General features: G+C 43.1%; 9 protein-coding genes and 1 tRNA gene. 1 reads left to right on the top strand and 9 read right to left on the bottom strand.

What is annotated here, in order from left to right; translation table 11 throughout:
- Window positions 1–271: 271 nt before the first annotated feature.
- Window positions 272–685, bottom strand: coding sequence for a hypothetical protein (locus WHS38_00610; GenBank protein MEJ5299473.1), 414 nt, complete (start codon window positions 683–685; stop codon window positions 272–274).
- A gap of 91 nt (window positions 686–776) precedes the next feature.
- Here WHS38_00610 and WHS38_00605 point away from each other — a divergent pair, with 91 nt between their 5' ends.
- Window positions 777–1,166, top strand: coding sequence for a PilZ domain-containing protein (locus WHS38_00605; GenBank protein ID MEJ5299472.1), 390 nt, complete (start codon window positions 777–779; stop codon window positions 1,164–1,166).
- Window positions 1,167–1,171: 5 nt separating this feature from the next.
- On the opposite strand, the gene WHS38_00600 is transcribed toward WHS38_00605, so the two are convergent.
- From WHS38_00600 to WHS38_00565, 8 genes are all read right to left on the bottom strand, one after another.
- A tRNA-Val gene (locus WHS38_00600) sits at window positions 1,172–1,247 on the bottom strand.
- A 67-nt stretch (window positions 1,248–1,314) separates the two neighbouring features.
- Window positions 1,315–2,682: a heterodisulfide reductase-related iron-sulfur binding cluster gene (locus WHS38_00595; protein MEJ5299471.1), complete on the bottom strand. Its 1,368-nt coding sequence runs from the start codon at window positions 2,680–2,682 to the stop codon at window positions 1,315–1,317.
- A gap of 28 nt (window positions 2,683–2,710) precedes the next feature.
- Complete coding sequence (locus WHS38_00590) at window positions 2,711–4,675, bottom strand: peptide transporter (protein ID MEJ5299470.1); 1,965 nt, start codon at window positions 4,673–4,675, stop codon at window positions 2,711–2,713.
- A gap of 10 nt (window positions 4,676–4,685) precedes the next feature.
- Window positions 4,686–6,728, bottom strand: coding sequence for a DUF6785 family protein (locus tag WHS38_00585; protein MEJ5299469.1), 2,043 nt, complete (start codon window positions 6,726–6,728; stop codon window positions 4,686–4,688).
- 172 nt (window positions 6,729–6,900) lie between these two features.
- Window positions 6,901–8,313, bottom strand: coding sequence for an NADPH-dependent glutamate synthase (gltA, locus tag WHS38_00580; protein MEJ5299468.1), 1,413 nt, complete (start codon window positions 8,311–8,313; stop codon window positions 6,901–6,903).
- A gap of 58 nt (window positions 8,314–8,371) precedes the next feature.
- Window positions 8,372–9,223, bottom strand: a complete 852-nt coding sequence (locus tag WHS38_00575) for a sulfide/dihydroorotate dehydrogenase-like FAD/NAD-binding protein (protein ID MEJ5299467.1) — start codon at window positions 9,221–9,223, stop codon at window positions 8,372–8,374.
- Between the two features lie 291 nt (window positions 9,224–9,514).
- Window positions 9,515–11,251 (bottom strand): aldehyde ferredoxin oxidoreductase C-terminal domain-containing protein, encoded by a 1,737-nt coding sequence (locus tag WHS38_00570; protein MEJ5299466.1) that lies wholly within the window; start codon window positions 11,249–11,251, stop codon window positions 9,515–9,517.
- Window positions 11,252–11,348: 97 nt separating this feature from the next.
- A complete protein-coding gene (locus WHS38_00565; protein MEJ5299465.1) occupies window positions 11,349–12,515 on the bottom strand; it encodes an iron-containing alcohol dehydrogenase in 1,167 nt (388 codons plus the stop codon).
- Window positions 12,516–12,713: the final 198 nt, after the last annotated feature.

Below are 12,713 nucleotides of genomic sequence, written 5' to 3'. Positions count from 1 at the left end.
TAGTTTCGGCTGAGCTTGTCAAGCAAAGCTAGGGGCTATTCAAAAATTATCCCTTATCTGAGACTTTTTAACCACCTATGTTTTGATGACATTTTCATAAGATCGTTGGAATAGTGCATCATGGGTGGGAGCATGGCATGCCATGCCCCTACAATATGGCAACCGCGAGAGTTATCAGCGCGATTTTTACGAACATCCCTAGCAAAGCTAGAGAGTGTTTGAAAAAGATCACGGAAACTATTATCTCGCGTTTACTATAAGATTTAGCTTTTCATGGCTCCAACAAGAAGGTTTCTTGATTGTAAAGTTCGGCAAAAATAGCACCAGCTCCGGAAAAAACACTCACATGCTCAAAGACATGCTGAGCCACACGCTTTCTAATATCTTCGCTCTGAGCATTGAATAGTCTTATCATATTTTCTTTGGGTTCTTTTTCTAACATAGCCCAAAAAGCTTGAGGATCCTGAGACTGTTTTTCGACAACTGACTTTTTCTGCAAAGCAAGCCACTCTTCCGAAGCCTTTTCAAAGGCATGGCGGATTTCCTTGCACAGCCTATCAACTTCATTTTGGAAAATGGCCATATCGTTAAAAAATCCAGCTATCAGGAATTCTTTTCCTTCAGGAATTTCAACCTTTATCCCCACCCCTTCGTTCTCCACAACCCAAGATATTTTAGTTTTCATTGTCTTTGACCTCTCCGTTGGTTATTTTAGATATATGTATGTAAGGTAAAATGACAGTTTAATATTGTAAATCTTGATCGGGAGAGAAGCAATGATGGAAGAAAAGGAAAGACGAAGATTTACAAGGGTGGGTTTTCGCACGACTGCAGAAATTGTTAAGGGCTCAATTTCAATAAGTGGAGAAGTAAAAGACTTAAGTCTGAAAGGAGCCTTCGTTGTCTCAAAGGAAAAACTTCCTGTGAATCAAAAAGTAGAAATTAGCATTTACCTTAGTGGCGCAGAAAATCCTCTTAAGGTTACCGTGATGGGTAAGGTCGTAAGAACCACCCCAGAAGGTATAGGTGTGGACTTTGAAGGTATGGATCTAGATTCATTTAACACGCTAAAAGAAATCGTAAGTTACAACCTTGGTAGTGAAGATACTGTTAGGAAAGAAGTTTTTGAATACCTCCAGGACCGACTCACCCCTAGAACATCATAAAAAAGTGGTGGGCGAGGCGAGATTCGAACTCGCGACTTCCACCGTGTGAGGATGGCACTCTCACCGCTGAGTTACCCGCCCACCTTTAAGATGTTTGCCACTATAACTCAATACACGTGATAATGCAATACCGAAGTTAAGAACAATCCTATTTCATAGCCTGGTTTATAACTTCCAGGGGATGAACAATATCGTAATCGGTTAATTCCTCAAACTGGATCCTGCAACTCAGGCATTCTGTGATAATCCCTCGAGGTTCCATCCTGTCGATTTTTTCGACAAGTTTCTTTCCAATTGCTACCGATTTTTCATGGTAACTCTGGCTAAAACCTCTAATACCTCCTAACCCACAACAACCAAAACTATCTGTAAAAGAGCTAATGCCCTCGATTCCAAGCCGGTTGAAAAGTTCCATGTAATACAGCATCTCTCCCTTCTGTTCCCTTTGATGGCAAGGTGGGAAATAGACATATCCCTTGTGCTGATTCTCCACTCTGATAGAAAAGTTCTCTTTAGAGTTAATATGCTTCAAAATATACTCACCAGCATCAAAAGTATGGGAAGCTACAACAAACCGTTCTACAGGATCTAAATCAGAAAAATATTCACCGCTGACCAGCACATTTTCGTAAAGCCTCTTGTGTAGAGAAAGCATCTTTGTTAAATTCTGTCCAAAAATTCTTTCTTCTATCGGCACCAAAATTTCGCCATTTTTAGCATTAAGTTTTTTCTGCACTGCATCAGAATAGATAACACCTGCGGGAATAACTCTACGAAGCATAAAACTACAGGTTGGACAGGAGCATACAATATCGTAACCATCCGAAACTAACTCAAACCATAGCTTGATTTGTCCACCAAGCCATGAAAGAACTCGCTCCATGTCACCCTCTAAAAGTGCCGGCATACCGCAGCAGTGCTGTTCAAACACATAAACAGGGATCCCCAAGCGTTCCATAATGTTCACAAAAGACTTCGGAACCTGGGGAAAAAGAAACCTGCCAGTACAACCAACAAAATAGGCAACTTTTGGGGAATTCGTTGTTTTAACAGGTTCTGTAAGTCCTTTCTTTTTAGCCCATATATCGAAAGATTCATCAGGGAAAAAAGGAATCTGTCGTGATTCATGAATTCCGAGCAATTTTTTGACCGCTGAACCGACAACTCGATTAGACATAAACTGATGAGCAGGAATTTTACGCAGGATGCCCCATGTTAGCTCAACATTTTCAAGTAATTTGGTTGACCAGGGCAGTCCGTCCCTTTTTATAAAAGCAATCTTTGCTTTGATGATCTTTGATCTTACAGGTTCACAGGGGCAAAGAGCACAAAAATGACAATTTTCAACTAAGGATCTAAGATCCGAAAAGGTCGCTTTTATTCCTCCCTCCTTTTCTTTGTCCCAAATTTCATAAAGCTTTGGAAAGAAAAAACAAACACCATCCATAAGATCCCGGCATACGTCACAATCGCCACACTCTTCAATAATTTCCCTAACAATAGTTTCGGGTTCCATGTTTTCCTCCCAAATTAGCAAACAAGATTTAGTAGGCGAGTCTTCCAAGGGATTTCATGATCAAAGTAAATCCCATGCCCAGCATGCCCATGAGTCCAATCCCACAGGAAAATCCGGCAAGTAGCACAGGAGCGTATTGTCTCCATTTTAATTGATAGCGTTTTACAAAATAATAACGCCCTAAAAGAGCTCCGATCACTTCCAGGAAAATCCCGTGAGGGGTCGTTTGCCCCAAGCCCCTTGTAATGCCATAGATTAGAAGTATAGGCAGGTTAAGAGCCGCCAGCGTTCCATAGGTGATCATTCCCAACCCGAAGCCTACAACCACATACCAGAATTTAAATGCCTGCATAAAAGGGGAACCTTCTCCAAGAGTTGAACTTTGCAGAAGGAGACTGTTTAGAGCCTGCAGATGCCACAATTCTTGAGCATAGGGATAATGAACTGACGGAATGGGCGCAAGTCTCCACAGATACTGCGAAAAAATAAGGCTTGCGATCATAACCACCGGAAAAACGAAAATTTCCGCCTTGATGATACTTCTAAAGCTTGTTCCCGTCAGTTCAATTTCCCGAAATTTGACCGTGGCTTTACCATAGTTGTGAATGGGTATAGGGGCATACCAGATGTCCAGTCCCTGATAACCGAAAAACCTGGAAGCCGCAATGAAGCTAGCTTCCCGCACCATGGGCAGACTTACAAACTGTCCCGCAACACCTTCCATCCGAGCCGAAATGTAAGACACTATGGGAGTGTAAATAAAACCGTAAGCCACCAGAAAAATAATTGGAAAGCCAGGCACAAGATAGTTACAAAGCAGTATGTAAGCCAGAGTAGATCCCACGTATATGGCGATAGCAATCCCTATACGAAAATCACCTCTACCTGGGGGTGGTTCAAATAGCTTCCTTATTTTATCCCGCCACGAAACTTTTTCTCCTCTTCTTAATATAACCGCAACATGGATTATCCCCGCAACAGCGATGGCAAGTCCAAGCCCTATTCCAAAGCTCATGTAAAAGTCAAAGTTGTTGGCAAATACTGTCTCTACAGTCTTCATGCCCTTGTGCCAGTGGTAAAGGATACCATACTTGTAAAGCAAAGGATTGGCTATAAGGGTAATAACAAAACCTATAAGTCCCCCAATAACAGCCCAAAAGGGAAGCACCATGCCTATGAAGATAAGCCCCAAATCAAGTTGTATTCCTGTGGCAACAGCAGGGAATAGATCTTCCGTTACATCGGTAAGCTCAATCCACGGGATGGGAATCAAACGAACAGGCTCGGAAAAAATCACCCCCGTTACAGCAGGAACCAGCAAATAGAAAAAGCCAAAAACAAGTCCTATCATTCCCCCAATTGAAAATACCCGCCATCGCCAGCTCGTTTCTTCTCGATTTGCCGATTCTGCAAGAGCCATAGTTCCCAGAGCTCCCACAGGAGCAAGCGGAAAAGGCAGTTTTTCAACATCAGAAGTAAGTCTGTAGAGGGCATAACCTAATCCGAAATGATCCACCGCCTGAATAAGTTCAAAACCTACCAGCAATAGAATCGGCACAAGCCAATCCCTGTGAAAAAAACTCCGCTCGAGATAAGATGAAGAATTCAGTGACGGCGCAACCCAGGAAGGAATAAGGTGGCTCAATCCCAGAATTTGTGCAGCCTCAGATTGTATAAGATATTGATTCCACAAAAGCCCAGAAAAAGGCGACGAGAGAGCCGCTCCAGCCATGTAATAGAGCACGAAAATTTCCTGTTGCTTAAGCCTTGTGTAAGCTCTTTTGGCAACTTCAGCAAAAAGAATAACCGTAACCCATCGAGCCGCAGGACCTACTCCAGTTCCAATCACCAGATTTAAATACATAGAAGCTGGCATCATAATAAAGCCAATGAAAAGCGCTCCGACAACCGATTTCCAACCGAAACCGTCTTCAAAATTATCTGGCGGAGCAAGAATCTGCCTGTATTCTTGCAGTTCCTTATCTTCTCTCATTATTTATCACCTACGTTGGAAAAACATGGTAAGCCACCGGTGCCCACCACCCCACAATAATCCACAGTATAGCCATGACCACATCACCAACCACAAGTCCGACGAAAAACCACCGAAAAGCCACGTAAGCTTTTACGCCACCGTATCGGAAAACAAGCCAGTTAAGAAGCCAGCCCAAAAAGAAAGAAAACCACAAAACATGAGTAGCGGAATTGTAAGTCATAAGATAGCCCATAGGATGGAAAGGCCACCAGGGAAACCGATGATAACCGCCAATTAACACGGTCATTATCAGAGCTCCCAAAACTACATAGAAAGCTATCCACGGTTTTGGAGCTTCAGGATGCTGAATTAAATTAAGAGCCTTTTCGTGAGCCCCAAACACAGTTTCTAAAGCCCATGAATCCGGAAGGGACAGAGCTCCATATTTATAGTAAATCACCAGCATGGACAGGGCGGATACTGTAAAACTCAGGATTATGGAAACAATTATCCCCAGAAGAAATTTTCTACGACTTTCTACCACACCGGTCAGTTTATAAAATTCATCTTTCTGAAGTGTTTTAATATCTTCTACGGTTGCTACAATACCGGAATGGCGATGCTGTTGCTGTTTCCTTATCAGAGCAGAAGCATGAATAAGGGTCGGGAGTAAAGACTCTCGCACATCAAGAAATGCCATCTTTTGAACAACAACCCCAAGATATATCGACATCGAAGAAAAAAGTTTTGATGGAAAAAATGCTAAGAAACCATCACTTGGGGCAACAGGCAAAGTAAAATAAGGAAGCCCTCCCTGACATATCATCTTTGCAACAACAATCTGGAGCATTAAGCAGACTAAGAGGAACGGCAAAACAACTTTAGTTTCCATACCAAAGGCAACAAGCCAGAAAGCAGTCAAAATATAGCCAGTAATCGCCATACCAAGCCCTAAACGTGGATGAACAAGCCCCACATATTCAGATTTTTTTCCTAAATAAGTTCGGTCAAAGAGAAGATTCCAAATATGGCGTCTTGAAAGCCAGATAATAAAAATTCCGCAGATTCCATAAGCTCCAACCATCTGCATTTCTTCCGCTCGAGCGACCCCCGGACCAAAGGTTGTCCCTAGAGTTATATTCGGAATCGACATTCCGAAAAGGCTCAAAAGCCCTGGAACAAGAAGCCCCATCAAAAAGAAAAACCAGATACTGAGAGAGATCTGCCGTGGCGCCATATAAGCAAAGCCCACAAAAGCCGGATAAATATAAATCTTGAGCTTAGAAAATCCTCTAAGAAGTCCTTCCTGGGGAATGTAGGGCTGAGCAAGCAGAAGAGCGGGAATTTGCGGAATAGATGGAAAGTATGTAGCAAGTCCATTCATTGTGTGTATTAATACAGGCACACAAAGCCCCACAATAAAAAAGGTATTCTTCAAGGATCTTAACAATGACGAGTTATAGCTTTCCTCGGAAAAGATTTTAGGAATCTGGATCAAAGGGAGAGCCATTCTTTCATTCTCAATCCACTGATGAGCAAAGACTCCGCTTATTCCCAGCAAAGTAATGACGACAAGAGCCAGGAAAATTACCCACAGAGCCAGAAACGGACACCATTCGCCCCATGGAATGATTTTCAACAGGCTCATTATTTTAATTTCTCCGCCGCCACCAACACCTTGAAGCACAGATCGAGCCAGATGTTCACCGTCAGGAAGCAAGTTTTTCCAAACGATATTTTGCATAGCTTCCGGATGCCAGAGCAGGTTCAGGAAGAATGTCCTCGCAAAACCGGTATAAGCAATGGTTGTGGCTAAAACACTAACAAGCCAAATATAAAGAAGTTCTAAAGCGCTTAATCGAGCCCTGGGAATGAATCGTCCCAGCAAACCGTTCCAAAAGATCGCCAACATTAAAAGAATTCCAAATGGTGCGGTAGGAAAATGAGACCCACCGAGAGGCGAATTATAACGAACAATATTACTCCATGGAGTAATCCATGCTAGCATCAGGACAACAACAGTTCCACCTAAGATTGTAAGCCAACGAATCTTACTTAATTCCACAAACATTCTATTCATTTCGAACTGGGTTTTTAATATGTGATTAACCAGTTAGGGACAAGGAGAACCTTGTCCCTACCATCTCATCCATATATAAAAATTTCTAAATAGTTGCCGGATAAAATTAATACCAACAATGAATCGAAGCGTCACATCAGGAAAAGTTGATGTTCTGTAATTCTTACCATCCCCAGGTCAAATAATTGTGTATGGACTCCGCAGCTCTTCTTCCGGCTCCCATAGCAAGTATAACCGTGGCAGATCCCGTCACTATATCTCCACCAGCCCAGACTCCCCTTTTGCTGGTTTTTCCTGTAGCTGGATCCACTAAAATGTATCCCCATTTATTAAGCTTTAAGTCGGATGTTGATCTGGTAAGAATTGGATTAGCTCCCGTTCCTACTGCCACTATAGCTAGATCACATTCTGTAACAAACTCACTACCTTTAACGGGAACGGGTTTTCGTCGTCCTGATTCATCGGGCTCTCCAAGTTCCATGCGGATACACTCTATACCAACCAGTCTTCCCTTTTCGTTTCCGACGAACCTAACGGGGTTGGTGAGCAAATTGAATTCTATGCCCTCTTCTTCAGCATGATGAATCTCTTCCAGACGAGCAGGCATTTCTTCTCTGGATCTGCGATAAATAATTCTAACTCTGTCAGCACCTAACCTTAAGGCAGTTCTTGCGGCATCCATAGCCACATTTCCGCCACCAATAACAACCACATCTTTTCCCTTTGGCACAGGAGTGTCATACTCTGGAAAAAGATAACCCCTCATCAGGTTAGTTCGGGTAAGATATTCGTTAGCAGAAAGAACTCCCACCAGGTTTTCTCCGGGAATATTTAGAAATTTTGGTAGTCCCGCTCCCACGCCCACGAAAATTGCGTCATATCCCTGTTCAAATAATTCATCTAAAGTGACAGTCCTTCCTACAACAACATTACATTCTATTTTCACGCCCAGTTGTTCAAGTCGTTCAACTTCCTGAGCTACTATCTCTTTGGGAAGCCTGAATTCAGGAATGCCGTATATAAGAACCCCACCGGGTTTATGAAAAGCTTCAAAGATGGTTACCTCGTGACCTTTAAGTATCAGGTCACCGGCTACTGTAAGACCGGCGGGACCGGAACCAACGACTGCTACTTTTTTACCCGTGGAGGGAGCTTTGGGAGGCGGATGAGCCAGATTGTGGATTCTTTCATAGTCTGCCACAAAACGTTCGAGGTGCCCTATAGCGACGGCATCACCCTTTTTCCCTAGAATGCAGCTTCCTTCACATTGAATTTCCTGAGGACATACACGACCGCATACGGCCGGTAGAGCGTTCTTTTCCCAAATTTTTTCGATAGCCGCTGTAAAATCCCCTTCGGTAATATGATGAATAAATGCTGGAATATCAATATTTACAGGACATCCGCTTACACAACCCGGTTTTTTGCATTGGAGACATCGACTTGCCTCAGCCATAGCAAGTTCTATAGTGTAACCCAAAGGCACTTCATCGAAGTTCCTTCTTCGCACCAAAGGATCCTGTTCGGGCATTTTCTGCCGTGGTAACAACTTCGTGATTGAGGATTTTTCGGTCATCTTAGCTGAAACCTCCATTTGCTAGGTAGAACAAGCGTTATAAGATTAATTCAATTTTTTAAGACTTGGCCTTCGCAAGTCCTATTTTACAGGGCTCTTCGTGATATTTGAGTTGTTCATCTTCTTTATAGGCACTTAAACGGAGCATGAGTTCGTCATAATCAACTTCATGTCCGTCGAATTCAGGGCCATCAACACAGGCAAATTTTATCTGCCCTCCTATAGAAACTCTACACCCTCCGCACATACCCGTTCCGTCTATCATGATGGGATTCAAGCTTACTATGGTTTTTATTTTAAATTCCCTGGTAATTTCCGAGGCAGCCTTCATCATCGGAACAGGACCTATAGCCACCACAAGTTTTACATCGGAATTTTCCTTGAGAACCTTTTTCAAAACATCTGTAACAAAACCATGGTAACCGTAGGAACCATCATCAGTGCAAATGAACATCTCATCGGAAATAACGCGCATCTTACCTTCAAGAATGAGCAGATCTTTATTTTTTGCGCCAATTATACTTATCACATAATTACCTGCCTGCTTTAGAGCTCTTGCAATGGGATGGAGAACAGCTATACCTGTTCCTCCCCCTACACAAACTACTTTGCCCACTTTTTCAATGTGAGTGGGCTGTCCAAGGGGTCCAATTACTGCCTGGTAGCCATCTCCTACCTGAAGAGTCTTAAAAAGAGCTGTGCTTTTACCGACCACCATGTAAATTACCGTAATAGTCCCCGCTTCCACATTAACATCTGCTACCGTAAGAGGAATCCTCTCCCCCGTTTCAGAGGCCTTTAAGATAACAAATTGACCAGGCTTTACCTTACGAGCAATTAAAGGAGCTTCAATCTCGTTAAGAATAATACTCCCTCCTGCTAGCTCTTCCCTTCTAACAATCTTAAACATACTTATTACCCTCCTGCTATTGAGAAAGATTAAGTTTAAGTTAAGTGCAATTATATGAAGTATAACAACAAAATCAAATGGAGGTTTCTTTATTTCTGACAATTTTCCAGGGAGACTCTACGGTAGGAAAAATATCATTCTATTTCGGCATCTTATCTTCTGTCCCAATGAAACTCATCGTGAAAAAATTGTTAAGCTACACAGTTTTTTAAGGAAAAAGCAAAAAAAAACCATCCTTTGTGATATTCTAGGTGAGGTTCCAATTTGAACCTCACCCGAAACGGAATTCACTTACCAGTTAAAAACCTTGTCCAGTTCCTCATCAGGAACATCGAAAACTACATTGTGGGGTGAAAGGGGTTCTTTCTTGAAAAACTCTGGCAATCTGTCATCTCCGGGGCAAAAACCAGCACGGATATTAAAGTCCCTTTCCATTGACAAAATTCTTTTTCCCAACTCTACAAAATCTTCAAGTGTCATATTGATGCCGTAAAAAGCATTTATCATCTCCAGAAAGGCCTGGAATGTATCGGGCTGGTCCATAATAGCAAAAGCAATAAATAGGCACATACCGGTCGAATCAATAGCAGCCGTTGCAATCTGGAGATTTCGAGAAAGTTCTACCTGTCCTTCCGGGCTCAAGGGATCCACATATCCACCAACCTTAAGAATATTTGTCGCAACGGCATAACCTGCCGTGTGATCTGCTCCCATTGGGCTTGTAGCGTAAGTAACGCCTACACCTTTCACTGCTCTCGGATCATAAGCCGGAAGAGCCTGTCCCTTCACTACAGGGATTCTCTCAACCCCAAAGACCTTTCCGGTAACGGCACATCCACTTCCTAAAATCCTACCCAGGTAAGAACCCTTAGCTACTTCCTTTAGTAGTTCTATAGCACCCTGAGCGTCACCAAATTTGATAAGCCCCGCTTCCATCGCCACGCCAATGGTAGCACCCATTTCTATGGTGTCCAATCCTATATCATCGTCAAGAAAGTCAATTTGGGCTATTGCATCAGGATCATCAATGCCACAGTTGCCACCATGAGCCCACACTGTTTCATATTCCGGTTGCTTCGAAATAAAATGACCATCTTTATCCACAAAGATACCCGAACATCTTATAACACATCCTCTGTGGCATCCGTGGGTAGGATTACCACCTCTTGACTTTTCAAGTTCCGCAAAGGTTTCCCCGCTTATCCTGGAAGCACCAGCAAAGCGGCCATCTTTGAAATTGTAGGTAGGATAAGCACCTGCTTCATTTATTATGTTCGTAAGAATATTAGTTCCATACGCTGGAAGTCCCTGTCCTGTGACAGGATGGCGCCTGAGTCCTTCCACAAAGCGCTTGTTTGCATCCTTGAACTTATCAGGATCTTTAGGAGGTCTCATTTTAGCGCCACTATCATCAAGAACGATCAACTTAACCCTCTTTGAACCCATTACAGCCCCAACGCCTCCTCGCCCGGCATGCCTGGTCGGTCTAAGTTCTGGATCGGTGCAAGCTACAGATGCTGCAGCAAGCTTGTATTCCCCCGCCTGTCCTATAGATATACAAGCTATTTTATCGCCAAATTCCTGAACTGCCCGCTTTACTGTTTCGTAATTTCCTAAGCCTTTCAGGTCATTAGCCGGAAGAACTTTTACTCCATCTTTGTTTATCACTATTTTGTAAAGATCATCGCCTTTAGGCTTTCCTTCTAGAACGATAGCGGCGTAACCCAGTCGAGCAAGAACCTGCGAAGGTTGGCCGCCTGCATTTGCTTCTTTTATTGTGCCTGTAAGAGGACTCTTACACCCCACAGAGATTCTTCCTGTCATTGCTCCTGCTGTTCCACTAAGAAGACCGGGAGCTATCACTAACTTGTTTTCTCCACTAAGAGGATGGCAGCGAGGGGGAACTTCTTTAGAAACTATAGCCGATGTCAGCCCCCTTCCTCCCAGTCCCGCATAATCACCCAAAGGCTCCTCTATTACTTTTGGACCGCCATCAGCGCCCATGTCTATTCTTAAAATCTTATCCATGAATCTTTCCTCCATACTGCTTGTTTTTTAATAAGGAACCGCCGGGCGAGATTTAACGCCCGGCGACTTTAATAACAGATGGATAAAAAGCAGAAAGCTATAGAGCGTTCTTGTAGATCATAATGACATCTTCCAAAGTGGGACATCTGGGATTAGTTAAACCACAGGCATCTTTCTGAGCGTTTTGAGCCATTATTGGAATATCTTCTTCTTTGACACCGAGTTCTCTCAAACCAGAAGGAATTCCTACGTCTCTCGATAGTTTCACTATGGCTTCTATAGCCTTTTCAGCAGCATCTCTCACCGAAAGCCCTTCCACGTTTTCTCCCATGGCAATGGCTATATCAACGAAACGATCCAGTTTAGCAAGAAGGTTGAATCTTTCCACATGGGGTAGGAGGATAGCATTGCAGACTCCGTGTGGGAGATCATAGAATCCTCCAAGTTGGTGGGCCATGGCGTGGACATGCCCTAAACTCGCATTGTTAAAAGCCATACCAGCGAGATACTCTGCATAAGCCATCATGTCTCTGGCTTCAATGTCCGATCCATTTGCAACCGCTGGTCTAAGGTATTTTGAAATCAACTCAATAGCTTTAAGAGCGCAAGCATCTGTTACAGGGGTAGCAATTGTGGAAACGTAAGCTTCAACGGCGTGAGTCAAAGCATCCATACCTGTGGCGGCTGTAAGACTTGGAGGCATGCCCATCATCAGGAGAGGATCGTTTATAGCTACATTCGGAGTAACACGCCAATCAACTATTGCCATTTTCACTTTGGTGTCTGTATTGGTAATGATGCAAAAACGGGTCATCTCGCTTGCAGTTCCTGCAGTGGTATTGATCGCAATAAAAGGTGGCATCGGCTTGGATGACTTGTCTATGCCTTCGTAATCTCTAATATTGCCCCCATTAGTAGCTACAATACCAATGCCTTTGGCACAATCATGAGAGCTGCCACCACCAAGAGATATGATTAAATCACAACCGTTGTCCTTGAAAACTTTCAAACCATCATGGACATTTTTATCGGTGGGATTGGGAACTGTCTCATCAAAGACTACCACGTCAAGACCTGTGTCTTCCTTTATCAATTTTACTATCTGCTCAGTAATGCCCGCTTTGGTAATGCCCTTGTCCGTGCAGAGAAAAGGCTTCTTGCCTCCAAGAACCTTGATCTGCCGCCCAATTTCCTTGTGGGCTCCAATGCCCATGAGAGTTACTGTAGGAATGTAAAACCCATACACCTGCTCCCTAAATGCCATTGCTATTCCTCCTAAAAGTTTTGAAACGTTAAACTTACGAAAACTGTCCTACGTATTTAGGGTTAAAGTCAAGAATCATTCCAATGCGGTAAGACATTGAAATTGCTGATCTTATCCAGAAGGGGTATTTTATTGTTGGAATTAAGTGGGGCTTTTCTATACAGGAAGAGTGTTTTTTGGGAACATTCCAACGACTAA

The sequence above is a fragment of the Thermodesulforhabdaceae bacterium genome (genome assembly GCA_037482015.1).
Classification (GTDB): domain Bacteria; phylum Desulfobacterota; class Syntrophobacteria; order Syntrophobacterales; family Thermodesulforhabdaceae; genus JAOACS01.
The sequence above is the reverse complement of the archived record's forward strand: the minus strand, read 5'-3'. Positions and strand labels throughout refer to the sequence as shown.